Source organism: Kitasatospora sp. NPDC034035 (genome assembly GCF_055575755.1).
The window spans coordinates 63,583-87,510 of sequence record NZ_JBVISA010000033.1 but is presented as its reverse complement, the minus strand read 5'-3'; the positions used below and the strand labels follow the sequence as shown (position 1 = coordinate 87,510).

The window sequence follows — 23,928 nt, the reverse complement described above, 5'->3', positions numbered from 1 at the left end:
TCCCGGCCTGGGGGCCGGGAAGTCCGCTCGAAGGTGTGACAGCGGGTCAGGGCTTGGGGAAGCCGTAGCGTTCGGCGGCCCAGCGGTTCGGCGGCTGCGGGGCGTCCAGGCGCTTGCGCAGCTCCTGGACGGCCCGGGCGAGCTCCTCGCGGTCGGTGGCGTTGACCGTGCTGTCCAGGAAGGCGGAGACGTCGGCGAAGGTGCCGTCCTCCCCGAGGCGGCCGGCGCACAGCTGGACGCGCAGGTACGGGGCGAAGGCGTCGATCCCGACCCACCAGCCGTCCCCGTCGTGGACCACGCGCAGCTGGGAGGGCAGGTGCCCGAGGAGCACGCGAGCCTGGTCCTGCCAGCCGCACACCTCGATGATCCACTCGGCCACCGGCTCCGGCCCCAATCGGATCGGCTGTGTCATCGGTCCACCCCTCCGCGTCGACAGTGCGTCGAGCCTATCCGCGCTGGGGTGCCGGGCGGTCCGGAACGACCCGGTCACCCGGCCGTTCCGGACGGCCGGGCCCACGTCGAGCAGACGGGCTCGTGCCAGGTCGTCCGGACGACCATCCCGCCCGGGGTCAGGTGCTCGCTGGACCAGGTCCGGCAGCACCAGCCGCCGCCCGGCCGGGCCGGGGCCGGCGGCCATCCAGCGCGGACCGGGGCGGCGGGCGCGGACGCGGTGGGCGCAGCCGGACGGCGGCGACGGTCGCGGCGCCTGGTCTGGGGTGTCGTGATGTCGCAGGCTCTGCCCACGACGCCGCAGTGCCGAACCCCACCGCCACCCGGACGGCGTACCGCAGTCCGTTCTAACCGGCCGCTGACCTGCGACGACGCCCGAAACTCACCGGGCCGGGGCGAAACTCACCGGGTCTGGCGGGCAAACTCACCAGCGGCCCGGGGTGAAACTCACCGCCTCCGGGGCGAAACTCCCCGCCGCAGGTCAGCGGGGGTGCCCAAACTCCCCAGTGCAGGTCAGCGGCTTGTCGCTCCTCCGGGGTGAGGGCGGATCGGGCGGGCTGCCGCGCTTCGGCGGTGCCCGGCCCGTGTCCGGCGGGCCGGGCCGCTCGTTGGCGCGGTGTGGGAAAGGCGAGCGGTCAGCGCAGGGCGCTGGGCCCCGGGGGCACGCTGGCGGGCCGCCTGCCCGTTCCACCTCCCCGCCCCGAGGCCCCGGCCGCACCCAGCAACTCGGCCGACCAGCTTGTCCAGCAGGTCGTGCTGACGGCCACCCACGCGGTGCGCACCGAACCCTGGCGGGCCGTACTCGATGGCCTCACCGTCGCCGAGCTGCAGAACGCGGCCATCGAGGCCACGGCGGCCGGCGCCGACCCGGCGCACGCGGTCACCTCCCGCATCCGGGCCGCGCTGCGGGCGCTGGCCCGCTGGGACGAGATGGTCGGCGAGCTGCACGCCGAACTGGCCGCGGTGGCCGGCGAGGCGGGGCTGTGCGAGAAGGCGCTCGAGGCCGGACTGGCGGAGGAGGCCCAGCTGGAGCTGGCCTGGGTTCACGTGGCCGAGGTGGTGCTGCGCTACCACCACGGAGGCGGCCAGCGCCCGAGACCCAGCCGCCGCTGGTGACCACCATGGCGGGTGAGGGCGGGTCAGGACCGGCGCCACCAGGAGCCGGTTCGCTTCGCCTCGGCGGCCGCGGCTTCGGCGGCGGCCCGCTCGCGCTCGGCGCCCTCCCGTGCCTTCCGGTCGGCGGCGGCCTGGCGGCAGCCGGCGCACAGCCCGTCGTCGCCCCAGGCCCGGGCCCGCTCCTGCTCCGCCCACCGCTCGTCCGAGAACGGCAACGTGCAGCGGGTGCAGGACGGACGGCTCGCCTCCCGTTCGGCGTCCTCGCGGGCACGGCGGGCGGCAGCCGCGGCCTGGCGCTCGACGGCCAGGAGCCGGTCGCCGTCCGGGTTGTCCAGCGCGCTGGTGAGGGTGTGCCAGCCGGTCCGGCCGAAGCGCCGCCACACCGGGGCGGCGGCGCCCTGGTCGTCGAGCAGCTGCAGCGTGGTGGCGACCACCGGCAGCGCCAGGTGGTAGTTGCCCGCCGTCACCCCCGGATACGGGTACGGCCGCGGACTCCAGAAGGTGACGGAGCCGGCCTCCACCGCGTCGAGGCGGCGCAGCAGCCGCTCGTGGTCGCGTTCGGCTTTCGCGGCCTGCTGCTCCGGGGTGAGGGGCTTGGTGCCGGGGCGGTCGCGTTTGCGGCCGGGGATGAGGACCAGGGCGACGGGCGGGTAGCCCTCGTGGCCGGTGGGCGGGTAGACGGTGCGCCAGTGCCGGTGGTCGTGGACGGCGGCCCCCTGGTGCCGGGCGGCCTTCGCCTTGATCTTGTCGGCGCCCTTGGCGAGCAGTTCGCACCAGGCGGTGTAGGTGGCGAGCTTCTCGACGAGCTGGCCGACCGTCTCGTTGTCGCGGTCGACCTCGACCAGGAGCACCGGCACGTCCGTGCCGGGGTCGCGCAGCACGAGGTCGGCGTAGCGGGCGGTGCGGCCGGGCACCGCGTGGCGGACCTCGGTGGTGAGGGTGAGCGGCGATCCGTGGCCGGCGCGGGTCAGGTGCCCGGCGGTCGCGGTGACGTCCAGGGCGTGCTCGTCGTAGCCGGCGCTCTTGTCCTCGCGGACGGTGGACAGCTTGGTGCCGGGCGGCAGCAGGCGGGCGGCTTCCTTGTGGCCGGCCTTGGTCAGGCACCAGAGCTTGCGGCCGCGGGCCCAGCCGTCCGGGCGGGCCTTGCCGGCGTCCTGGAGGTCGAGCAGCGCGTCGCGGGTCGCCTTGTCGCAGGCCTGGCCGGGCAGCGCCAGGTGCCAGAGCTCACGGCCGGTGGCGCGCTGGAACAGGACGAGCGCCACCATGACCCTCGCCCTGGCCGGACCCGTCGCCCGCTGCTTGCGCCTCGGGCTTCCAGGAGCAGCGGTAGAAGGGTTGTCGCCACTGCGGCGGCCCCTTGTCCGGGGCTGCTGGCCTGCGGAAACGGGCTTCTCGCCGCGCGGGGCGGTGGAGGTGCGGGCGGAGGTGTCGGTGGAGGCGCCGTGCGGGTCCTTGTCCCGGCCGGGCGAGGCCTTCGCCGCCCGGTCGGTCGGGTGGTCGGCGGCCTGGTCGCCGTCGTCGGGGCCGGGCGCGGCGAGCGAGGTGGTGGTCATCGGGTTGACCTTCCGTCAGCGGCAGGCCAGAACGGCGCGGTGGCCGGCCCGGCACCCGGGCGAGCACCCGGACGCGGCCGACGATGCACACCGCCCCCTTGTCCGCGGCCTGACCGAACCCCTTGACCAGCGTGTTGTCCCGCCCGATTCGCCCCGGCCTGGGGCCTTGTCCTCCCGATATGTCCGTGACCGACACCACACGGCGTCAGCAGGCCGCGCGCCCAGGAACCGGCGCGCGCGGCCGGACGCCCAGCGTCGCGCGGTGCGGTGCGCGCGGTGCGGTAGCGGTGCGCGCGGCCGCGCAGTGCGGTAGCGGCGCGACTACCGCACCGGCCTTCGCGGTGCGGTGCGGTCGGGTGCGGCATGGTGCGGACGCCCGCGCGGCGCGCGTGGCCAGCCCTTTGTCCAGGGGAAACGCGCCGTTGTCCAGGGGAAACGCGCGGCACTGGTCGGCACGGTCAGCGCGCGCGGCCGGGTGCGCGCGGACTCTGCGCGGTCTGTCCATAGGCGCGCCGCGCGCTGCTGGGACTGTCCATCGCGCGCGGGCCGGCGCGCGGTGCGGGCATGGATCGCATGGTGCGGTGCGGTAGCGGCGCGACTACCGCACCGGCCTTTGCGGTGCGGTGCGGAAGCCCGCGCGGCGCGGTGCGGGCACGCGGGTGCGGACCGCGCGGTGCGGAGCGGTCGGCGCGCGCGGAACCCGCGCGGTCTGTCCATAGGCACGCCGCGCGCTGCTGGAGCTGTCCATCGCGCGCGGGCCGGCGCGCGGCCGCGTCGGTCGGCCCGGCCTACCAGCGGGTGAGGTCCTCCCCCAGCGCCCGGCGCAGCAGGGCGAGGGCGCCTTCGGCGCCGGGGCCGCGCAGGGGTTCGCCGCTGGCGCCGTCAGCGACGAGGCTGCTGTCGATCAGAGCCGTCCAGGTTCCGCGCTGGACGTCGTACTCCTCGATCCAGCCGACCGGCCGGCCGCCCTGCTGGAGCTCCTGGACGCCCGGGTGGTCGGGCCAGGTGAGGTGGACCAGGCCGTCGCCGAGCGCCTCGCGGTCGGGGTCGCCGAGGCCGCGGGCGGACGGCACGATCCAGCCGGTCGGGCGCTTGAGAGCCAGGCGCGCAACGCCCGGCATCGCATGCTCGGGGCGCAGCAGTTCGATGTGCGTGCGGTGCAGGACGTCCAGGGCTTGGCCGACGGAGCGGTGGGTGCTGGCCCCGCTGGTCGGGTTCGTCAGGGTCACGGCGGCCTTGGAGCCCCGGTGGTGGGCGGCGATGTGCCCGGCCTGCCCCCACGGTCCGTCCGGCAGCGGCGCGGTCCAGCCGATCGGTCGGCCCCGGTAGAGCAGCTGGTGGACGTCCTCGGCCTGCGGGTCGTCCCAGGAGGCGAGCAGCCAGCCCTCACCGACCGTCAGGTCCAGGTCGTCGAGCCGGTCCGGCTCGCCGAACCGGAGCGTCGGAATGGTGCAGGCGACGCGGCGCAGCGCCTCGAAGGCCTCCGCCTGCTGCTCTTCCGTGGCGGCCGGGGCCGGCGCGGCGGCAGCGGGGCGGATTTCGGCCCGGTCCGAAAATCCCGGTGCCGCCGCCCCGGCCGACACGGGCGGCTTTTCGGCTCGGTCCGAATCAGCGGGCGCAGCCAAGGGCACGGCCTGGCCGTGATTTTCGGACCGGTCCGAATCAGCGGGCCGGGGCGGGTACGCGGCCAGGACTTCCGGGGAGACGCGAGCCAGGACGTCCGGGCGCATCAGCGTCTCTTCGGCGCGGCGCAGCTCGCGCTGCGGCTCGGTCAGGTCCGGCCAGCGGACCTCGTCACGCACGATCTCCGCCGCCTCCCGTTCCCGGGCGCTCGCCTGCACGGTGCTGCGCCAGTAGGTCTCGTACGCGGCCACCGGATCGTCGTCCACCGTGTCCAGGAACGTGCGGACGGCGTCCAGGGCCTCCTCGGCACTGCGCAGCATCTCGGCCCGGGCGCCCTCCACGGCGGCGCGGGCAGCGTCGGCGGCGTCGGCCTTGGCCTTGTCCCGGGCCGCCTTGGACTTGCACGCCGGCGAGCACCACTTCGGGCGGCGCCCGCGCTTGCCGGGCTCCGGCGCCGGCACCGTCTTCCCGCACCCCTCGCGCTCGCACACCGCGCCGACCGCCACGTCGAACAGCACGTCAGCAGCACCGGAATTTCGGACCGAACCGTTTTGCATGCCCGGATCGTAGCCTTGACGAACACCCAGGTCACAGCCCATTTCGCACCGGTCCGAAACTCCCGGCCGCCCGGGTGGCCATCAAGGAACCCGGATTGCGGACCGGTCCGAAACTCCCCGGCTGCTGCACCAGGTGCAGCGGTCCGCGCAGTGCTGCACCGCTGCTGCCGCACGGGACAGCGGTGCAGCGGGGGGAGTGCTGCTGTTGCACCTGGTGCTGCACGTTGTCCCGCTGCCCGGCGCAGCAGCACAGCATGTTGTCCCGTCACCGGCCGTAGCCGCCCGCCCCCTTGTCCTGCTACCCGCCGACCCCTTGTCCGGGGTTGTCCCGCGCAACGGCCCCGTTGTCCCGCTGCGCATGCGCAACCCCCTGCGCAACGGCGCCTTGCACATGCGCAGTGGCCTGCCTGCCAGCATGCGCATGCGCATCCGCCGGACCCGGCCCGGTGCGCAATCGGCCCGGCCGGCCGCCCGGCCAAGGCCTGCGGCGGCCGCGTCTGCGATCCCCGTCGCACCGCCCCCACCTGCGGATTCGCACCCGGCGCGATGGCGGCGCGCCCGCCGTTGCGCAGCGCGGGCCGGGCGGTCGCGATCCCGGATCGCACCGTCGCACCCGCCCGGGCCGTTGCGCAGCCGGCGGTTGCGCGGGCCGTCGCAGTCGCAGCACCCGACGGTGCAGCACGCGCCGCTGCTGCACCGCCGGAAGCAGCGGCAAGGTGTAGCAAGGGCCGCCTTGCTACACGGGAAGCAGCAGCACGCCCGGGTGCAGCAAGGGTGGCCTTGCTGCACCCGTGACCGTCCGGTCCAGCGAGCGGTTGCACCGGCATGACGACCTCTCCGCTGTCCTGGCTTCCGCTGCCCTCCCCGACCGACCGTGCCGAGGACGAGCCCGCATCCGAGTCCGAGTCCGAGTCCGACGACCAGGCGCTCGACCCCGTCCAGCTGGCAGCGCTCCACCGGGGCCGCGACGCCGGGGAGGCCGCGGCCGTGTGGGTGCGGGAGCTGGCCGGCCGCCAGAAGAACGAGGACCACGCCCGGGCCCTGGAGCACGCGGCCGCGGGGATCGAACGGGCCAGCCACCAGGAGGTGATCCCCGGCGGCGAAGGCCAGCTGACCGAGCAGCTGCGCTACACGCTCGCCGCGGACGTGCTGCTCGGCGCCACCCACACCGCCACCCTGCCCGACCTCGCGCCGGGCGAGCGGATGCCGCTGGTCGCGGTGTGCCCGCTCGCGGCCGCCATGCCGTCCTGCGTGCTCGGCGACCTGCCGCGCGAGCTCACCCTGCTCGCCGACGAACTCGACGCCGCCACCACCGCCGGCCGGGCCGCCACCACGGCCACCGGCTGGACCGGGTGAGCACGACCAGGCGCCGGGCGCTCGGGCCCGGCGCCGCCCGGGTGCTGACCGACACCGTCCGGGCGCCCCGCACTGCGCCGCCGTGGTCGCCGGCCGCCGCCGACACCGCGCTGCACACCGTGCTGGAGGAGTTCGAGCGGACCGCCGAGCCGTGGCGGGAGGCCTTCGAGGACCTGGACGAGGACGTCCTCGCCGAGACCGCCGCCGAGGCCAGCGTCTTGGGCACCGGGTACGCGCTTGGCGACCACTCGCGGTGACCACTCCGGTCCCTGGGGCACGAAGAGGCGGAGGTCATTTGATTCTCTGCCAGGTGTCCTCGCCGATGATCTTCTCAACGATGCGCAGAAGCTTCGATTTCAGCGCTCCGACGATACCTTTCGCGAAGCCCTTCAGCTCGACGTACGACTGATGTCTGAAGGTGATGTACGTGGCGGTGGAGAGCAGCCATGGAGCCACCACGAGAACATCTGCCGACCGGATGTCCAGACCACGGGTGAGGACCAGAGCCATTAGGGCGGCTCCACTCACAGTGACAGTCACTTGCAACGCGGTAGACCCGACCATCACCACCCAACATGCAGCAAGTCCGAGCACCGCGCCGGCCGCGGTCGGTAGCGGTTCAAGCCGTCCACCCACCAACAGCACTCCGCTGGGCACCGACATGGCCACCGCGCCGAGGAAGGCGATGTTCCACGGCGTCAGGAGTGTTCTCAGATTCCGACTGTCCTCCAGAACCCGTTGCTCACCGCAGACCATGCCCGGTGCCGTGCCTGGAAGTTCCAAGAGGGACAGGTGGTCCACGTGCGGCAACTTGAGGTACGAGAGGAGAAGTCGCACATGAGTCTTTCCGTGGAGCGGCCCCTGCGGGATGTACCAGCTGTCGTCGGACGTCGCGCGACAGAAGCTGGTTCCCTCGAGTAGCCAGGTCATCAGGACGAACATGACGCCGAAACAGTAGAAGTAGAACGAAGCGACGACGGAATACGGACTGTACGGCGGCTCCGATGCTGCGAAGGCTCCTACCAGGAAGCGAATAGCGTAGCCCACACCAACGATGAACCAGAGGGACAGTGCGGCTGCAGGATGGCCGTCTTCGTAACTGCGGAGGGCTTCGTACACAACGGCGAAGCCGAAGACCACCACGATGAGAATCAGAATATTTACGGTGCGTCCCAGCGCAAGGCCGACCAGCAGGGCTGCCAGGAGTCGAAGCGCAGCGACGGTGAGGCTGGAGTAAACGACGAACCGCGCGTGCTTGCGTGATTCGACCCGGGGAAGCCGCAGGCGATCGGCGCTCAACGGATGGCTACTGTCGTGCTGCAGACCGCGGATGTCGTTCCATTGGTACCGGGCCGAGTAGACGAGGAACTCGGCGACCAGCACGGCGAGAAACATGTTCTCCCAGTAGAAGTCGCGCCCCCGTCCCCAGGACGTGGTGACGAAGGCCAGTGGGATGAACAGCCACTTCACCCAGTCCTCGGGACGCGGCACCAGCAGGTACGCAGCGAGGCTCCGGCCGCCGTCTGCTTCCAGGGAAGCCCCCTGGAAGAGCCCGTAGTCCTGCTGGCGGGCAAAACGGCGGGCGATGCGGATGAACATGCTCCGCGCACCGAGAGTGATGGAGGCGACTTCGAAAACCAGGAACCCGAAGGCGATGCCGTACACGATCAGCATGGAGAAGCGATAACGCTCATCGAGCTTGAGAGCGATGTACACGGTCCCGCTCGCGAAGGCGAAGAACGTGATGAGCATGATCAGAATCGAAAGGACCCGGTACCCGCTCCTCCCTCTTCTCAGGGTCGTCAGTTCGGCCAATAGCCCCGCGTAGGAAGGCGACCGAATCTCGGCGACCGGTCCGAGCTCGGGCAGCGGCGTCATCGCGTACTGTCTGAGCTCCTTCTCCAGGGCCCTCATGTAGTAGCTGCGCAGGGCTGCGGAAGTGCCGAGGATCTGCATCAGGGCAAGTGCGGCGAGGGGGATAGAGGGAGCCGCAGCGAGGAGGGCCGATGGGGGCTTTTTACAAGGCTGCGTCTGACCCAGCTGACAGGTGTCGCTCAGGAACGCGGCGAGCCCGGCCAGCAGTGCCACCGTGAGCGCCGCGACGGCGACCTGGATGTTAAAGAACGTCCGCTCGTCTTCGCGGGCCATTTCGTAGTCGAGCGCGAGGACGTCGAACCGCTTGCTGACTTCCATCGTTCCTAGGCTCCTTGCGACTAACTCGTCACGGACACTCGGACGGTGCCCACCCGACATCATGAGATCGCATACGGATGGATCAGATGCCGTTCAACGGTCAGAGGGTCTCGCGACCACTCGTTTGGGTCCCGGACAACGCGCCAACGATCAGCAGCGGCCACCGTTGGCGCCACCACACCGGATCACCTGTTCAGCAAGGAAGTCGGCCAGGGCTGCCGCGCTCGACTACGACGAGGAGCGAATCCAGAGGCGCCGATCTCGCGCCGAGATCCAGCCGGCGCTGCTGGAGTGGTCCGGCCGCTACGACCACCTGCGGGAGGTCACCCGCGAGCGCTCATCGCGACCAGAGACGCCACCGCTGGGGCAGCAGGAGAGCCAGGTCGTCGTCCTGCGGTCACCGTTCCGCCCTTTGGCGGCGTCATCCAATGTCTTTCCCAGGCCGACATCGACCCCGACAACCGGCGCATCACCATAGGCGGGCACGTCCGCCACTCGGCAACCTGACCCAGAGGGACAAGAGCCCATGCCCATCCGGGGATACGCGACACCTCAACAGGTGAGCTCACCAGTCAACCGCCGCAGGTCAGAAGCCTGCGGCGCGGCGGCCCGAAACGGTCAGATCTGGCGGTCCGGGTCAGAGAAGGTCAGGCCGCCGGGCGAGAGGCGGCGACGGGCCGGAGCGGGTACGGCCGCGGTCTCGCCGGGCGGCTGGCGGAAGTCCGCGCCCTGCTCGACCGGCAGCCGGCGCACACCAGACTGGACGGGCAAGGGCCTGGCGGTCGCGGAGAAGGCGGGCATCGCGAGAGGACGGCGGTCGGTCATGTTATGTAGGTCCACCAGTTCTGTCCGTTGTCCGCCGTTCAGGCAGAGGTCACCCGGCTCCCCTGCTTGTCACTGATCAGCGGCACACTACGCGCATGAGCACTCATCGACATGCCGTCCGGAGGACCCTCGATCTGACCTGGGTCGAATCCATGGGCGGTCCGCTGATCGTCGTCCCGGTGTCCGCGCTGCAGCACTGGGGTGGCTGCACCGAGGACGGCATGATCATCGGTGACAGCGACCAGCCCGATGACTACGACCGGGCCTGCGAAGTCGAGGGGCTGGCTGAGGTGATCGGCCTGCGGGGCCCCGGCGTCGCCTCCGCGCTGGTGCTGGGCGACGAGCCCGCCACCACCTGCTATCTGCCTGAGCAGAAGGCCTTCATGCGCTGGCTCGCTGCCGACTCCGACACCGAGTTGCTCACCGCCACCGAAGCAGTACTGAACGACCCGGCGACGCCGTGGGAGGAGTGCGGCCTCTGGCAGACCGACGGACCAGCGGTCCTCATGGACTCAGTCGAAGCCGGCGAGAACCTCGGCATGCCCTACCCGGACGGCAGAGGCGAGCCAGACCAAGCCCCCGTCGAGCTGCCCGCAGGATGCTGGAGAGTCCGCGCGTTCCATAAGACCGGCGACTCCCCCTGGATCAGCGTGGTCCAGCTCCTCCCGGACACCTCTGCCCAGTCGACAACGGCTCCTTGACTCGCAGATCGAGGGGGCGTCATTCCAGCCGTGCTGTATTCGAAGCTGACTGATGTCAGCACGGTGTCCGGGGCGAGGGCTATGGTGCGTGGCCGTGGACGCCACTGATCTTGACTACCGGGCCCGGACGCGATCCGGCTGTATCCCGCCGGAATTGGTTGCACGACTGCTCGAACGAGGCCACCGTGACGTGGTGGAGCTGGAAGCCAGCCGCGGAGAGTGGTTCTGCGCGCTGGCGTGGGCACGGATGCTCGGAGAGCACGGCCAGCAGGCCGACGCGTTGGCTCTGCTCAACCCGTACCTCGCCACCGGCTGGTGGACGGCCACGGAGGCCACTGCCGAGTTGCTGGAGCGCTGGGGCCGGGTGGAGGAAGCGATTGTGCTCACTCGCGTCCGGATGGAGGCCGGCCACCCGATGGCCTTGGAGTCCTACGCCCGCCTCCTCGCCCGCCACGGCCGCAGCGATGAGGCGTTCAGCCTGCTGCAGCCGCACCTCGACGACTGGTCTCTCGCCAGGGCCCTGGTCGACGTGTCCGCCGGTGCCGGGCGCGACGAGGAAGCCGCCGCGCTGCTCGCCGCCCGGATCCGGGCCGACCATCATTGCTCCGACTTCCCGTTTTGCTGCCGGGGCCTGGACCCCGACACGGCGATCGGCCTGCTCGCCACGATCCGCGAACGCCAGGGTCGCATCGACGAGGCGATCTCTCTGCTGCGCACCCGCAGAACCACGTCGCTCAACAACCGTGACCAGCTCGCCGACTTGCTCGCCCGGCAGGACCGGATCGAGGAGCTGCGGGCTTACGCGGCGGCCGACGACCTGGAGCACGCCGCGCAGCGGCTCGCGGAACTGCTGGAGGAGCGTGGCGACGTGCAGGGCGCGATCGAGGTCTACCGGAAGATCGGTGAACCACTCGCCCACCGGCCCCACTCGGCCGTGCTGCTCGCACACCTGCTAGCCCGTCACGGCCGGGGCAATGAGGCGATCAACGTGGTGCGCGAACTGGCCGACTCCCGCAGCGGTGACGACTGGGTCCTCCACACCCTGGCTGACTTGTGCCTCGACCAGAGCCTCCCCAAGGACGGGCTGGCCCACCTCGATGCCCTGGCCGCACGACGAGGTGGCGTGGAGGAATGGGACCTGTTCTGGATACGGCTGCCGTTGATGGCCGCCTGCGGCCGCACCGATGAGGCTATCGATCAGGTCCGGGCCCATCCCGAGGGCGCCACCGCGTACGCCGCACCGCACATCGCCGACCTGCTGGCCAGTACAGGACGCACCGAGGAGGCTGTAGCCGTTCTCGAACAGCACTGGCCGGCCAATCGTCATACCCTGGCGCGCCACCTCATCGACCTTGGGCGCATCGAGGAGGCCTTGGCCGTTCTGCGCCGGACCGAGCCTCGGTCTCGCGTCGAGCCGTGGACCGGCGCCCGGCAGGACGAGCCGCCGTTCTAACAGCCAGCACGGTGCCCTGGCCGCTTTGCTGACAGACACCCAGACGCTTCTGGTCCGAGTTCGAGCTGTCACAGTAGGGGGCCGACTCCGCCGTCATGGCCACGGCGGCGTTCGGCGAGGCTGGTCACCCCGCTCAGTGCTTGCAGCTCGTCCTCCAGGGCGGCCTTGTCGACGGTCAGCTGGCGGATCGCCTCGGCGTAGATGCGGACCAGCTTGCGCAGGTCGCTGTTCTCACGCCGGAGGCGGGCGGTCTCGTCGTCGGGCCGGGCGCTGTTCTTCGGCGCCGTGGCCGAGCGGCGCCGGTCGGCGAGTCGGCTCTTGAACCAGGCGATCGATTCCGGGTAGTTGCGGTAGAAGGTCGCGTGGGTGACGCCGAGGCGCTTCTCGACGTTGGTGACGGTGGCGCGGCGGCCGGAGGCCTTGCTCTCGGCGAGCTCGGTTTCCATAGCGGTGCGGACCTGCGCGTCGGTAGGCAGGTAAGGGCTCACAGGTTCTCCGTCACGGTGTCCGGGTCGGTGTCGACGGTTTCGGTGAGGAAGTCGGCGAGCTCCTGTCGGCGGGCTTGGAGCCGGTGCCGGACGAACGGTGCCAGCTGGTCTCCACGGGCGAGTTCCTGGTCGTGGGCGTCCAGGGCCGCTCGCAGGTGGGCGGTGTTCTCGACGGACAGGGCGACGTTGCGGCAGCGCAGGGGTTGGCAGTCCGGCAGTGACGGGCCTTCCTTCCCGTCGGTCCGGCGGCAGAGCGCCCGGTCCGGGTTCACCAGTGTCGCAGCCCGGACGGGGTCGGGTAGGCCAGACCGCTATCACCGGTGGTAGCGGTCTGGCCCTGGCCACCGGGGCCGAACCCGAGGCCGGCCACTGTTTCAGATCTCCAGAACAGAGCGGTTAAGCCTCTGCTACCGCTTCCTGCCTGTCCGGCCTGGGCGAAGCTGGCGACAGGCCGGTGATTTGCCGGGGTGCCGCGTACGCCTCGCGGTCTGGCCCTGCCAGCAGGGCCAGACCGCTATCACCTGTGCTAGTGCTTTGGCCCTGGCCAGCAGGGCCAAAGCCGAAGCCGACCGCTCACCTGGGCCGACGCGCGGTTCGGCCCTGCAGGTAGGGCCAAACCGCTATCACGGGTGGTAGTGCTTTGGCCCTACTGGCAGGGCCAACGTCGACGGCCCGGGCGGTTGCCCGGGCCGTCGACGGTCTTCGTCCGCTACGCGCTGATACCGAGGTTGGCAAGCTGGCCTTCGTAGCGCTGCCGCATCCGCTCGCCGAACCGCTCGGGGTCGAGGGAGTCAATCTTGGGCACCGATGCCAGGCCGGCCCGCATCTTCCCGCCGGTCAGCAACGGGTGGATCTGGTAGACACCTGGCTCCAGGAGCCAGGCCAGGCCCTTGTCCGCCAGTTGCTTCACGGCCCGGTTGACGCTCGGCGCGCTCAACCCGAGCAGGGTGCCCATCTCGACCTGGGAGAGGCCGGCACACCCGGTCTCCGGATCCTGGTAGGCCAGCAGCGTGGTGAGCAGGCGGTGACTGTTCGCGGTCAGCTCGACCAGGCTGAGGACGGCCAGCGCCTCGCGGCTGATGGCCACCATCTCGGTGGTGGGGATCGGCGGGACGTACCGGGTGGTCGTCATCTGGAGTCCTCGGTCAGGGGCGCGGGCGCCCACCGGCTAGCTGATACGTTGAGCATCCAATGTCAGGTTAGGCCCGCTCCGGTGCAACGGAGCGGGCCTCGCCGTCTCTCAGGCGCTCCGGACGGCCCGAACCTTCGGGGCCGCCGCCGGCATCTCGTTCTTCTCCGCCTTCGAGCCAAGCAGCACGACGTTCGCGGCCTTGGCCACCGACCGCTGCTCCTCGCGGCGCTCCTTGCGCCAGGCCGTGGCGTACTCCGGGCCGGGCATCAGGAACTCGGGCACCTCCGCGACCCAGACGTCCTGCGCCGCCTCCTGGTCGGCGCTGGACCCGGCGAAGGTGAGGAACGGGTTCAGCTGGTAGACCGAGCGGCGCGCGGTCCGCAGCCAGCCGATCTCGTTGAAGAACAGCAGCGATTCGCCGACGTAGGTCCGCGAGACGCCGGAGGCGGCGCTGATGTCGCGGTGGGTGGTCTTCACCATGCCCAGCGGCGCCCGGCGCGGGGCCTTGCCGCTCATCTGCTGGAAGCCGACCAGGGTGCACCAGGTCCGCATCCAGGTCTGCGGGATGTCCATCTGGGCGAGGGTGAGCATCATCAGCGGGGCGTCGGTGGTGTAGCCCTTGGTGGTGTCGGACTCCGCGAAGGTGCGGCCCGAGATCTTCTGCACCGAGTAGACGACGTTTCCCCGGCTGTCGAGCCGGGTCACCAGCTGTTCGCCGTAGCCCAGCTTGGGCTTGTCAGCCATCGGCGCTCTCCAGGTTCCTTGATCCAATGCCACCAGGACACTATCACGGGTGATAGTGCTTTGGCCCTACCGTTAGGGCCGAACCGACTCGGCGAGTCGCCCGGCCGCGTCCGACGCTAGGTCCGGGAGCCTGTGGATAACGCCCGGTTTGGCCTGGCCAGCAGGGCCAAAGTCGAGAGCGTTTGGCCCTGCTGGCCAGGGCCAAACAATGCCTGATACAAAGTGGTCGTTTTCGCAGGTCAGAGCACGTTTTTGACCGGTTCTTGCGGGCGGGGCTCTCTCATACTCCCGCCGCGCGGGAGAACACGCGCTCCCGTACCCGCAGGCCCTGCGGCACCTTGCGTCACAGCAGCTACCGCAGTGGGCCTGACCTGCGGGTTTGCTTCTGGAATTGCCTCCGGCGGGCTGGCTGCCCGTGCCGCTGCCGCCGCCCGGGCCGGGCTCCGTTTGGCCCTGCTGGCCGGGACCGGCCGGTGTCACTGCGCCAGTCATGGAAGTCCGGCTGCCGCCGGACCCGGGCCCAGGGGGCCCTTTCCATGCCTACGAGGTCCAGCGGCCAGTACCCGTGCCCTGCCGCTGCTGGCGCCGGGGCTCAGTGACCAGTGCGGGCTGCGGGTAGTCCCGGCCGGCGCTCCCAGGCCGTGAAGGTGGGCAGCAAGGTGTTCGTCGTCAGGTGGGCGGTGACGTCGGCACCGGCTCGGTGGCGGGCAGGCTGCGGTACTCGGTGCAGGCCGGGTCGGCAGGTGGCCCCGCCGAGTACGGACACCCGCCGCTGCTCCAAGGGGGCGGGGGCCAGGTCGGGCCGTCCACGGCCCGACCGGTGAGGCGACGGGCCGACGGCGGGGCCGGCCACGGCCCTGCCGTCGGATCCGGCGGCTCAGGCCCTCGACCGGGGGATGGTCCAGCGCATCCAAGGCGCTGGCCACGGGTGCGGGGGGCGGAGCACGCCGCGCCCAGCCAGGCCCGGATCCGGCGGGCCGCGATGGTGACCCGGTTGCCGCCCGTACCCGGTGGTGCGGCAGGGCAGGTGGCGCGCGGTCCCGGGGTGGGGAAGAGCGAAGGGGAGGGTCTGTTGTTGAGGCAGCTGGCTGGCGGCCGGTCAGGGCACGATGTGCACGGTGACGTAGAGGTCGCCGTTCTCGCCGCCGTTGGTGCCGCGCTCGCCCAGGCCGCGGAGCCGAACGCGCTGTCCTTCGCGGAGACCGGCGGGGAAGCGGACCTGGTGCTCCTGGACGCGCTTGGGCACGAGGCCGGTCCCACGGCACAGCGAGCACCAGCCGTTGTCCTGGCGGCGGGGGTCGCCGGTGCAGTCGGGGCAAGAGCTCCGGGCGTTCTGCCGTAGCGGCACGGTGGCGCCGTGCCGGGCTTCCTCCCGGCTGAGCGTGACGTCGGTGTTGAGGTCCTTGCCGCGCCGCGGTGCGTGGCGGCCGTAGTAGCGCTCGCCGATCTCGTTGAGGGCGGTGCGCGCCTGGTGGGCGTCCTGGAGTCGGTCGTCGGGGTCCTTGGCGAGCAGGCGGGCGACCAGGTCCTCGAGTTCGGGGTAGACGTCGGGGCGTAGGGCGCGCAGGTCTGGGGGTGGCTGGGTGGCGTGCTGGTGGGCGAGGTTCCAGAAGGCGGCGCCGGTGAACGGGGGTGTGCCGGCGAGGGCTTCGTGGAGAACGCAGCCGAGCGCGTACAGGTCGGAGCGGTGGTCGAGCTCGCCGGCGAACGCCTCGGGGGCCATGTAGGCCGGGGTGCCGATGAGGACGCCGGTGGTGGTGATGGCGTGCTTGGTCTCGGTGCTCTTGGTGATGCCGAAGTCGACCACCTTCGCGGTGGAGGCGGCGGACTCGTCGTCGAGGACCATGATGTTGGCGGGCTTGATGTCGCGGTGGACCAGGCCGGCGTCGTGGGCGGCGGCCAGGGCGTCGGCGACGCAGTAGGCGATGTCCAGGGTCTCGGCTCGGCCGAGCGGTCCGTCCTTCAAGGCGGTGGAGAGCGGGTCGCCGTCGATCAGTTCCATCACCAGGTAGGCGACCTGGCGGCCGTCGTGGACGGTGGAACCGAAGTCGTGGACGGTGACGATGCTCGGGTGGGACAGGCTGCCTGCGACCGCGGCCTCGCGGGCGAACCGGGCGACCTGGCGGCTGCTGTCGGGGCTGCCGTCTGCGGTGAGGACCTTGACCGCGACCCAGCGGTCGACCTTGGGGTCGTAGGCCTCCCACACCTGGCCGAAGCCGCCCGCTCCGATCCGCTCGACGAGCTCGTAGCGTCCGTCCAGCACGGTTCCCGCCTGCACGAACTCCCCTTCCGGTAGCGGCCGGTGTGTCCGGTCCGTCGGTCACGCTACGCGGAACTCCCCGCCGGGGGCAGGGGGCGGGCGGGTCGCAGCGGGACGGCGCCGGAACGGACGGTCGCCCGGCGGTAGATGGCCGGGTGTTGGGTGTCGGCTGCGGCCTGGCGTTGCCGGGAGTCTCGTGAAATTTTGCCTGCCTGTCTCTATTTCGCATGGGATGAGCCGGTGATTTGACGAGTTTCGCTGAATCTCACTAGATTCTGGTAGCTGACAGATCATCAACTGGTGAGAGGACGGACCTGTGGCCGACACCCCCCGGGTCCTGCGGATCAGCTTCGAGTTCCACGTGCACCGCGAGCTGAGCAGGAACATCCACACCTCACGGGTCAACAAGGCGCTGGACACCATCGCCGACCGCGTGCTGGGCCTGGCCGAGGGCTTGTTCCCCTGGGCACACAGGGTCACGGTGCGCAAGGAGTGGCTCTACAACTGGAGGGACGAGTGCTACCCCGTCGACCTTCCCGCAACCAAGGACAACACGCCGGACACGCAGTAGCAGGGGTGGCCGGCACCACCGGCCGGAGCTTGGAGGGGAGATCCGTGGACGAGCAGGACGCGGCACCGGGCGTGGCGCCTGACGCCGAGACCGAGGCGGTGCTGCGCAGGCTGATCCTGCCGGAGGCGTTCGCGCGGGCGCTGCCGCAGGTACGGCCGGTGGTGGTATTCGTGGCCGGGCAGGCGGGCAGCGGCAAGACGGCTGTCGTGGATCTGGTGCACACCGCGCTCGCCCAGCGGGGCGGCGCGGTGCGGGTGGACCGCGACGCCTACAAGGCCCTCCACCCCCACTACCGCCGGTTCCTCGCCGAGGACGTCCGTACGGCCGGGGTGCGGGTGCGCACGGACACCTACGGATGGCAGGCCCAGCTGGAGGAGTGGCTGCGGGAGAGCCGGTTCGACGCGGTGGTGGAGGCAGCGCTGGGCCGCCCCGAGGAGTTCCTCGCCGAGATCGCCGCGTACCGGCGGGCGGGCTACCGCGTGGAGATCGTGGCGCTGGCCGTGGCCGAGGCTCTCAGCCAGCTCGGCGTCCTGGACCGCTACCTGCGTCTCGCTGTTGAGGGCCGGGCCCGTTACGTGGGCTGGGACAACCACGATGCCTGCGCCGCCGCACTGCCCGCCGCGCTCGACGCGGTGGAGGCCGGGCGCCTGGCCGACAGGGTGTTCGTGGTGCGGCGCGGCACCGACACCCTGCTGGAGACCGTGTACGCCAACGAGCTCGCACCGAACGGGCACTGGGCGAGCCCGGCACGCGCTGCCCAGGCCGTGGTCGCCGAGCGGACCCGCCCGTGGAACGCCCCGCAGACCGGCCGGTTCCGTCGGGAGCTGGCCGCCTGCGACCGGCGCGCCAACGACCCCCGGATCCCGCAGGACTGGGCCCTGGCGGCGAGCCGCGACGCCGAACGGGCCGCGGCGCTGGCCGAACCAGTCCGCCGCACCGCCCAGCCACTGAAGCAGGCGCCCGGCGTCGACTACCACCGGCTGTCGGCGGACGAGCACGGCTTCGTCTTTGACACGGTGATCGTGCCGTCCATGCTGGAGCCGGTCACCAGCCAGGACCATCCGGTCGTGGTCTACATCGCCGGGCAGCCCGGCGCGGGCAAGACCCGGGCAGCCCACCTGGTCTGGCGATCCCTGCGCCGACCGGTCCACCTGGCCGGCGACGACTTCAAAGCCTTGCACCCGGACTACCTGCAGCTGCTGCGTACCGATCCGCGCCGGGCCTCGGAGCGGATCCGCGCGGACTACCGGGCCTGGCAGGACCGGGCCGAGGCCTACGTGCGCGAGCGGCGCGGTGACCTGCTCATCGAGACCACCCCCGCCGACCCCGTGCGGTTCGCCGCGGCGGCGCAGGCCTACCGGCGGGCCGGCTACCGGGTGGAGCTGCTGGTCCTGGCCGTGCGCGCGGCCGACTCCCGCCAGGGCACCGCCCACCGCTACGCCCGGCTCAGCGGGCGCGGCCTGCCCGCCCGGTTCACCACCGCCGCCGGCCACGACGTCCACTACCGGGTGCTGCCCGACGTCGTCGCGGCCGCCGAGGAGCTGGCAGCGGTCGACCAGGTCACCGTGATGCGGCGCGACACCAGCGCCCTCTACAGCAGCCGACCCACCGGCGGCGGGCGGCGGCCAGAGCGCGGGGCGGCGGCGCTGGCGTTGCTCGCGGAGCAGGCACGCCCCTACACCGACGAGGAGGCGCACCGGTTCTGGGCCGTCCAGCGCGATCTTCACGCCGCGATGCCGCAGTACCGCAACGACCTCAACGCCATCGCCGCCCAGGCCATCGCGCTCATGCCCCCCGCGATGCAACCGCGCCGGCTCGATGCGCCCGCCGGTGCCGCCGCGCTGCCTGCTCTCCCTGGGACAGGGCTTCCTTCCTTCTAGCGGGGCCGGAGCCCGGGGCCGACCGACGGCCTGCCGCTGCGGCGCCGGCCTAGCCCTCGCCGGCCTCCAGGTTCCTCAGGCGCTCGGTGTACAGGTTCTTGATGCGCTCGACTTCCTCGGGTGCCGCCTCTGCGAGTCGGCGCCGGTCCTCGACGCAGGCCTGCATCCGCTCGGTCAGCTCCTCCAGGCGCTGCTGGGCGCCGGTGCGGCGCGCGTCCAGGAGTTGGCGGCCGTACCAGGCGATGACGGCAGTCGCCGCCTCCTTCGCATCCTCGTAGGGGGCGCTGCCGCCCCCCGGGGACGGGGACGATGCGGGTTCGGGAGTGTGCACGGCGAACCACCTCACGGCTTCGAACGGTCGCGGGGCGAGACGTCGCCGCCGACCGGCCCGGGCGGGCCGGCCAGTGGCCCGTTCCCGGCCCCTTTTCCGACCGATCCTGCCCCCTGACCTGGTCCATCGCCTAAATTGGCCTCAGATGACATGTCCTGGGGGCCTCTCGTGACCGACCTTCGTGCGCTGTTCAGCTCCAACGACCCGTCAGGGGTGGAGAGCGCGGAGGCGTTCACCAACCGCCAGACCCAGTGGTCCCTGGTGGCCACCGCCGTCGAGGAGCACCTGCGGACCATCGCCGCCGCGGGCTTCGATGTGGAGGACCTGGAGGCATCCCGCACCAACGTGATCGCCTTCTACGGCGTCGGCGGCATCGGGAAGACCACCCTGCTGCGCAAACTCGAGGCCTCGATGGAGGCCGCCGAACGGCGGCCCCAGCAGTGGGGCACCGGCATCGGGGCCGGCGAGCGGCTGCTGCCGGTGCGCATCGACCTGGCCCGCTCCGCGTCGACCGGATCCGACTTCGAGCGCGTCGTGCTGACGATCCGCCTCGCCCTGGCCGGCGCCGTCGGCCGCGCGATGCCCAGCTTCGACCTCGCCCTGCGCCGCTACTGGGACGCCCAGCACCCCGGCGAGCCGCTGGAGGAGTACATCCGGCGCACCGGGCTGATGGGCAAAGTCGGGGAACTGCTGCCCGGCCAGCTGCGGGCCGCCGTCGGCGAGGTCGCCGGCTCCCTGCAGCTGCCCAGCGTGGTGGGCTCCGCGGCCGGCCAGGTCGCCTCCGCGCTCGTCACGGCGCTGCGCGAACGCCGCGAGCGGGCCCGGGCCCTGGCCGGCTGCGCGCGCACCGCGGCCCTGCTGGAGGCCGACCCGGACCTCGAGGCCCTCAGCTACTACCCGCACCTGCTGGCCTGGGAGATCAGCCGGCTGCCCGCCAAGCACGCGGTGGCGCCGGTCGTCCTGCTGGACACCTTCGAGGACACCGAGGACCGGCACCGCGACCTGGAGCGGCTGCTGCAACGCCTGGTCTGGATGATGCCGAACTGCTTCTTCGTCATCGCCGGCCGCAACCGCCTCGCCTGGGGCGAGGACGCTCTGCAAGGGCAGCTCGACTACACCGGCCCCGCAGCCTGGCCCCACCTGGCCCCCCAGGAACGGCAGCCGGCCCGCGCGGCGGGCGGCGCCCGCCAGCACCTGCTCGGCGACTTCTCCCCCACCGACTGCGACGACTACCTCGCCCGCCGCCTCACCCACGACAGCCGCCCGCTCATCCCCGAGGACGTGCGCGCCGTCATCACCGCCCGCTCCCACGGCCTGCCCCTGCACCTGGACCTAGCCGTCGCCCGCTTCCTGGAGATCCGCCGCACCGGCCGCACCCCCCAGAGCGCCGACTTCGACCACACCTTCCCCGCCCTGATCGCCCGCACCCTGTCCGACCTGACCGACGACGAACGCCACGTCCTGCGCAGCGCCAGCCTGCTGGACGCCTTCGACCTCGACCTGGCCACCCAGGCCGCCGGCCTCACCCACCAGACGGCAGCCAGGCGTCTCGTGGAGCGGCCAATGGTCAGCGAGGACCCCTACGCGATCTGGCCCTACCACCTGCACGGCGCCATCCGCACCGCGCTGCAGAGCGACGACACCCACACCGCGGACCGCTGGACTCCTGCCGACTGGCACCAGGCGGCCGAGCGCGCCCTGGCCGCGCTCGGCGGGCAGTGGCGCTCCCACGCCCCTGCAGCCGGCCGGGCATGGCTCGTTGCGTGCCTGCGCCAGGGCCTGCGTCTCGCGCGCGACCACCGCCTGGACGATCTCGCCTGGCTGACGGACGCCGCGTTCGCCTACGTCGACGACTCCGTGTGGGAGCCCATCGCCCCACCCGCCCCCAAGACCGCACCGGGCCAGGGCCCGGCCGCGGATACTCCCGCCGACGCCCTGGCCGAACTCCTGACCGCGATCAGCCGCCGCCAGCACGAGCACCGCGACCGGACCGCCCTCCGCCTGACCGCCGTCCTGGACGGCGGCCTGCTCACCGACGAGCTCACCGAGCTCGCCCTCTACTACCGTGCCAAGGCCGACAAGGACCTCGGCCGCACCGCCGCCTCCCTCGATGGGATGCGCCACGTCGCCGCCGCTGGCGGGCGCCTCGCCCCGCAGGCGCAGCGCGGCATCGCCAACCTCGCCCGGATCCACGGCGACTTCCCCGCCGCGCTGGCCGCCGCCTCCACCCTGACCTGGAAGAGCCGCCGCCACCGCGTCCGCGGCGACATCCTCTGGCCGCAGGGCGACTTCACCGCCGCCGCCCAGGCCCTGCGCGACGGGCGCGCCGAGGCCGAGCAGCACGACGCTCCCGGCGAACGGGCCATCGCCCAGACCCGCCTGGCCCTGGTCACCGCGTTCACCGACCCGGCCCGGGCCGACGAGGAGATCGACCTCGCCCGCCAGTACCTGGAGCCGCTCGACCAGCGCGCCACCGGCCTGCACCTCCAGGTGGCCGGCCTGGTCCGCGACGCCGGCACCGACGACCGCGACATCGCCGACCGCGTCACCGTCCTGCGGGCCCAGATCGACGTCGCCGGCCTGCCTTGGCTCATCCCGCTGCTGGAGACCGGCCTCGCCTTCCACCACGCCGTCCTGGGCGACCAGGACGACCTGGCCGCCACCCTCGCCCGGCTGCGCGAGGCCACCGCAGACGGTGACTTCGCCTACTACCTGGACATCGCCCACTTCATGGCCGGCCTGCCGCTGCCCGCACCGTCCACCACGCAGTGGCTCGACGACGAGGAGACCGTCCGCAACCGGTGGCACGCCCTCGTCACCGAGCGGCAAGAGCGCCTTCGCACCGCGCGCTGAAATGGGTGAGGCGGCCCCCCGGTCCGGGGGGCCGCCTCACCCATTTCGCGTCGGCTGGGCTTACTCCTTGCCGCTCAGGCGGCGCAGCTCCTCCAGAACCGCCGTCTGCCCCGTCACCAGGGTCTCCAGCATCCGGGCGTGCTCCGCCTGTCCAGCGACGAGGACGCCAACGGCCTCCGCGAGGCCGGTCACCGCCTGGCGCTGTTCGATCTGGTCCTCCCGGATCGCGTTCAGCACCTGGGTGTGCCCGCGCAGGGAGGCGCGGACCTCGGCGCTGTCCCGGTCGGCCATCGCCGCCATAGTGCGCGTGGCTGCGGACTCCTCCCGAAGCCGGTCGACCTCCGCCTCCAGCGCCGCCAACCGCGCCCGCAGATCGTCCATCTCACTCATATCCGCCATCGTCCCAGGTCCCTCCCTGCTCGGCCGTCCGCCATTCAGCCTAGCCTGCCCCGCACCGCCTGCTGAGCTGGGCAAATACGGTCGGCGGCGTTGTCAGCCCACCCCGGTCAGCCCAGGTTCCAACCGTTGCGGAAGTTCTCGACCTCCTCGGTGTTCCCGGGCAGCTCCGCAGCGATCACCGCCGACAACGCAGCCTGTTCGACGGTCGTGATCCACAGGTGCCCGGCATGCACGCCCAGGCCGCTCCTGCCACCCAGCCGTTCGCCGATGAGCTGCGCGAGGGCGTCGCGCTGGTCGGCGGCCACCTCGCCGAACCCGGAGAGAAGAAGGCCGGCGAGTGCGATCTCGGTGGGACGGGCAAGGGTCAGGCGAAGCGAGCGGTCGAGGTTGCCCAGCAGGAGGTAGCCGCTCTTGGCGGTGACCGAGAAGGCGTGCCAGAAAGGGCCGCCCGGCAGCGCGGTCCCACGCCCGAGCCGCCGGGTTCACCGCTGTGATGGCCTCCTCCCCGCGCAGGCGGGGGTCAGCCGGCGTCCAGCTCGATTGCCTCGAGCGGCAGGATCAGCGGCTCCTCCGATGCCGAGCTGCCCAACACCGCCGTTTGGATCCGCCGCTTGTCACCCGGCAACGACAACCCCCGAACTCGGGCCTGACCATGGCCACTTCATGGTGCCATCACGCTGTGCCGGGCACCGGGGAAAGCGCAAATCCCCCTCGGCCTGGCCCGGCGATGCCGGGGGTCAGGGCGTCGGCGGTGGCGTGACCTGGCAGACGACGACGAGCTCCAGGCGCGGGACGACATAGTAGGCGAGCAGACCGCCGGCGACGTCGAGGTAGCGCATCGGCTCGCCGCTGCCCTGGTAGGAAGTGCCGTCCAGGTAGAGCGCTTCGGCAGCGCGGACGAGTTCGGCGGCCCGCTGCTCGACGGCGGCGAGGAAGTCGGCCGGGGCTCCGGCGGTGACGTGCTGCTCGCTGGGAAGGTACTCCCAGCTCCAGGTCACGCGTTCACCGCCGCGTAGGCGGCGCGGTAGAGCTCGGCGACGGTGGTGGCGTGCTCCCGGCACTCCTGGACGGTGCCGGCGTGGTTCGCGAGGTAGTTCGCCCGGTGGTAGGCCTGGGCGGTGGCCGGGTGCCGCTCGATCTCCACGACGGCGGCCCAGTGCGCAACGAACGAGCGGATCGGCTGGACGCTGCCCGTGCCGATGGCCTCGGCCATGGCCCTCGTCTGCCCGTCGATCATCTCCGGGAGGCGGTCCGCGGCGACGACGGCCAGGGCGGCCTTGAGAGCGGCCGGGTTCTGTTCGGGCTGGGGGATCAGCTCGACTCCGTCGTGCACGGGCTGACTCATGGCGCTACTCCATCTCTCGTCTGCTGTGAGGCTACTCGTTTCGGGGCCTGTGGTCGGCAGCCTCATGCGGCACCATCGGGCGGGCGCCCTACTCAGGC

The 23,928-nt window shown here is 72.0% G+C and carries 23 protein-coding genes; 8 read left to right on the top strand and 15 right to left on the bottom strand.

The genetic code is table 11. The features are described 5' to 3' along the window. Positions 1–46: 46 nt before the first annotated feature. Positions 47–412 carry a hypothetical protein gene (locus ACZ52J_RS34355; RefSeq protein WP_465624371.1) on the bottom strand — a complete coding sequence of 122 codons (366 nt, stop codon included), beginning with the start codon at positions 410–412 and terminating at the stop codon, positions 47–49. Positions 413–1,068: 656 nt separating this feature from the next. On the opposite strand from ACZ52J_RS34355, the gene ACZ52J_RS34350 reads away from it, so the two are divergent. Then, entirely contained in the window at positions 1,069–1,566 is a 498-nt protein-coding gene (locus ACZ52J_RS34350) for a hypothetical protein (protein ID WP_465624370.1), read from the top strand. A gap of 23 nt (positions 1,567–1,589) precedes the next feature. Here the strand turns inward: ACZ52J_RS34350 and ACZ52J_RS34345 are convergent, their stop codons facing one another. After that, complete coding sequence (locus ACZ52J_RS34345) at positions 1,590–3,119, bottom strand: replication-relaxation family protein (RefSeq protein WP_465624369.1); 1,530 nt, start codon at positions 3,117–3,119, stop codon at positions 1,590–1,592. A gap of 788 nt (positions 3,120–3,907) precedes the next feature. Beyond that, a complete protein-coding gene (locus ACZ52J_RS34340) occupies positions 3,908–5,299 on the bottom strand; it encodes a hypothetical protein (RefSeq protein ID WP_465624368.1) in 1,392 nt (463 codons plus the stop codon). An 825-nt stretch (positions 5,300–6,124) separates the two neighbouring features. On the opposite strand from ACZ52J_RS34340, the gene ACZ52J_RS34335 reads away from it, so the two are divergent. Then, positions 6,125–6,655, top strand: a complete 531-nt coding sequence (locus ACZ52J_RS34335; protein WP_465624367.1) for a hypothetical protein — start codon at positions 6,125–6,127, stop codon at positions 6,653–6,655. Next, positions 6,652–6,912, top strand: coding sequence for a hypothetical protein (locus ACZ52J_RS34330; protein ID WP_465624365.1), 261 nt, complete (start codon positions 6,652–6,654; stop codon positions 6,910–6,912). The genes ACZ52J_RS34335 and ACZ52J_RS34330 overlap by 4 nt, the downstream gene beginning before the upstream one ends. Before the next feature lie 34 nt (positions 6,913–6,946). On the opposite strand, the gene ACZ52J_RS34325 is transcribed toward ACZ52J_RS34330, so the two are convergent. Together ACZ52J_RS34325 and ACZ52J_RS34320 are read right to left on the bottom strand one after the other, a co-directional pair. Next, positions 6,947–8,848 carry a hypothetical protein gene (locus tag ACZ52J_RS34325; RefSeq protein WP_465624363.1) on the bottom strand — a complete coding sequence of 634 codons (1,902 nt, stop codon included), beginning with the start codon at positions 8,846–8,848 and terminating at the stop codon, positions 6,947–6,949. A gap of 618 nt (positions 8,849–9,466) precedes the next feature. Continuing rightward, the gene (locus tag ACZ52J_RS34320) at positions 9,467–9,673 is read right to left on the bottom strand and encodes a hypothetical protein (RefSeq protein WP_465624361.1); all 207 of its coding nucleotides are present in this window, start codon (positions 9,671–9,673) and stop codon (positions 9,467–9,469) included. A gap of 95 nt (positions 9,674–9,768) precedes the next feature. On the opposite strand from ACZ52J_RS34320, the gene ACZ52J_RS34315 reads away from it, so the two are divergent. Further along, positions 9,769–10,374 carry an Imm21 family immunity protein gene (locus ACZ52J_RS34315; RefSeq protein WP_465624360.1) on the top strand — a complete coding sequence of 202 codons (606 nt, stop codon included), beginning with the start codon at positions 9,769–9,771 and terminating at the stop codon, positions 10,372–10,374. An 88-nt stretch (positions 10,375–10,462) separates the two neighbouring features. Beyond that, complete coding sequence (locus ACZ52J_RS34310; protein WP_465624359.1) at positions 10,463–11,827, top strand: tetratricopeptide repeat protein; 1,365 nt, start codon at positions 10,463–10,465, stop codon at positions 11,825–11,827. 68 nt (positions 11,828–11,895) lie between these two features. On the opposite strand, the gene ACZ52J_RS34305 is transcribed toward ACZ52J_RS34310, so the two are convergent. The 5 genes from ACZ52J_RS34305 to ACZ52J_RS34285 all read right to left on the bottom strand — a co-directional run bounded on the left by ACZ52J_RS34305 (position 11,896) and on the right by ACZ52J_RS34285 (position 16,469). Further along, positions 11,896–12,273, bottom strand: coding sequence for a hypothetical protein (locus tag ACZ52J_RS34305; RefSeq protein WP_465624357.1), 378 nt, complete (start codon positions 12,271–12,273; stop codon positions 11,896–11,898). 38 nt (positions 12,274–12,311) lie between these two features. Continuing rightward, entirely contained in the window at positions 12,312–12,587 is a 276-nt protein-coding gene (locus ACZ52J_RS34300; RefSeq protein WP_465624355.1) for a hypothetical protein, read from the bottom strand. 437 nt (positions 12,588–13,024) lie between these two features. Next, entirely contained in the window at positions 13,025–13,447 is a 423-nt protein-coding gene (locus ACZ52J_RS34295) for a winged helix-turn-helix transcriptional regulator (protein WP_465624353.1), read from the bottom strand. A gap of 108 nt (positions 13,448–13,555) precedes the next feature. Further along, positions 13,556–14,191 carry a hypothetical protein gene (locus ACZ52J_RS34290; RefSeq protein ID WP_400799922.1) on the bottom strand — a complete coding sequence of 212 codons (636 nt, stop codon included), beginning with the start codon at positions 14,189–14,191 and terminating at the stop codon, positions 13,556–13,558. A gap of 1,099 nt (positions 14,192–15,290) precedes the next feature. Next, on the bottom strand, positions 15,291–16,469 hold the full coding sequence (locus tag ACZ52J_RS34285; protein WP_465624351.1) for a serine/threonine-protein kinase: 1,179 nt from the start codon (positions 16,467–16,469) through the stop codon (positions 15,291–15,293). A 298-nt stretch (positions 16,470–16,767) separates the two neighbouring features. Here ACZ52J_RS34285 and ACZ52J_RS34280 point away from each other — a divergent pair, with 298 nt between their 5' ends. Then, a complete protein-coding gene (locus tag ACZ52J_RS34280; protein ID WP_465624349.1) occupies positions 16,768–17,022 on the top strand; it encodes a hypothetical protein in 255 nt (84 codons plus the stop codon). A 44-nt stretch (positions 17,023–17,066) separates the two neighbouring features. Then, entirely contained in the window at positions 17,067–18,902 is a 1,836-nt protein-coding gene (locus ACZ52J_RS34275) for a zeta toxin family protein (protein WP_465624348.1), read from the top strand. Positions 18,903–18,951: 49 nt separating this feature from the next. Here ACZ52J_RS34275 and ACZ52J_RS34270 read toward each other — a convergent pair whose 3' ends face one another. Continuing rightward, positions 18,952–19,233, bottom strand: a complete 282-nt coding sequence (locus ACZ52J_RS34270; RefSeq protein WP_465624347.1) for a hypothetical protein — start codon at positions 19,231–19,233, stop codon at positions 18,952–18,954. 168 nt (positions 19,234–19,401) lie between these two features. Between ACZ52J_RS34270 and ACZ52J_RS34265 the strand changes: the two genes are divergently transcribed. Further along, a complete protein-coding gene (locus ACZ52J_RS34265) occupies positions 19,402–22,086 on the top strand; it encodes an ATP/GTP-binding protein (RefSeq protein ID WP_465624346.1) in 2,685 nt (894 codons plus the stop codon). Between the two features lie 60 nt (positions 22,087–22,146). Here ACZ52J_RS34265 and ACZ52J_RS34260 read toward each other — a convergent pair whose 3' ends face one another. From ACZ52J_RS34260 to ACZ52J_RS34245, 4 genes are all read right to left on the bottom strand, one after another. Then, a complete protein-coding gene (locus ACZ52J_RS34260; protein ID WP_465624344.1) occupies positions 22,147–22,476 on the bottom strand; it encodes a hypothetical protein in 330 nt (109 codons plus the stop codon). A 116-nt stretch (positions 22,477–22,592) separates the two neighbouring features. Next, complete coding sequence (locus ACZ52J_RS34255; protein WP_465624343.1) at positions 22,593–22,790, bottom strand: hypothetical protein; 198 nt, start codon at positions 22,788–22,790, stop codon at positions 22,593–22,595. Positions 22,791–23,222: 432 nt separating this feature from the next. Then, positions 23,223–23,483, bottom strand: coding sequence for a hypothetical protein (locus ACZ52J_RS34250; RefSeq protein ID WP_465624342.1), 261 nt, complete (start codon positions 23,481–23,483; stop codon positions 23,223–23,225). Then, a complete protein-coding gene (locus tag ACZ52J_RS34245; RefSeq protein ID WP_465624340.1) occupies positions 23,480–23,830 on the bottom strand; it encodes a hypothetical protein in 351 nt (116 codons plus the stop codon). The genes ACZ52J_RS34250 and ACZ52J_RS34245 overlap by 4 nt, the downstream gene beginning before the upstream one ends. Positions 23,831–23,928 lie beyond the last annotated feature (98 nt).

What these genes read in the sequence shown, in the direction of transcription:
- ACZ52J_RS34345 (WP_465624369.1), bottom strand. Translation starts at nt 3,119, where the DNA reads ATGACCACCACCTCGCTCGCCGCGCCCGGCCCCGACGACGGCGACCAG.
- ACZ52J_RS34295 (WP_465624353.1), bottom strand. Translation starts at nt 13,447, where the DNA reads ATGACGACCACCCGGTACGTCCCGCCGATCCCCACCACCGAGATGGTG.
- ACZ52J_RS34355 (WP_465624371.1), bottom strand. Translation starts at nt 412, where the DNA reads ATGACACAGCCGATCCGATTGGGGCCGGAGCCGGTGGCCGAGTGGATC.
- ACZ52J_RS34245 (WP_465624340.1), bottom strand. Translation starts at nt 23,830, where the DNA reads ATGAGTCAGCCCGTGCACGACGGAGTCGAGCTGATCCCCCAGCCCGAA.
- ACZ52J_RS34305 (WP_465624357.1), bottom strand. Translation starts at nt 12,273, where the DNA reads ATGGAAACCGAGCTCGCCGAGAGCAAGGCCTCCGGCCGCCGCGCCACC.
- ACZ52J_RS34325 (WP_465624363.1), bottom strand. Translation starts at nt 8,848, where the DNA reads ATGGAAGTCAGCAAGCGGTTCGACGTCCTCGCGCTCGACTACGAAATG.
- ACZ52J_RS34335 (WP_465624367.1), top strand. Translation starts at nt 6,125, where the DNA reads ATGACGACCTCTCCGCTGTCCTGGCTTCCGCTGCCCTCCCCGACCGAC.
- ACZ52J_RS34340 (WP_465624368.1), bottom strand. Translation starts at nt 5,299, where the DNA reads ATGCAAAACGGTTCGGTCCGAAATTCCGGTGCTGCTGACGTGCTGTTC.
- ACZ52J_RS34290 (WP_400799922.1), bottom strand. Translation starts at nt 14,191, where the DNA reads ATGGCTGACAAGCCCAAGCTGGGCTACGGCGAACAGCTGGTGACCCGG.
- ACZ52J_RS34320 (WP_465624361.1), bottom strand. Translation starts at nt 9,673, where the DNA reads ATGACCGACCGCCGTCCTCTCGCGATGCCCGCCTTCTCCGCGACCGCC.
- ACZ52J_RS34315 (WP_465624360.1), top strand. Translation starts at nt 9,769, where the DNA reads ATGAGCACTCATCGACATGCCGTCCGGAGGACCCTCGATCTGACCTGG.
- ACZ52J_RS34260 (WP_465624344.1), bottom strand. Translation starts at nt 22,476, where the DNA reads ATGAGTGAGATGGACGATCTGCGGGCGCGGTTGGCGGCGCTGGAGGCG.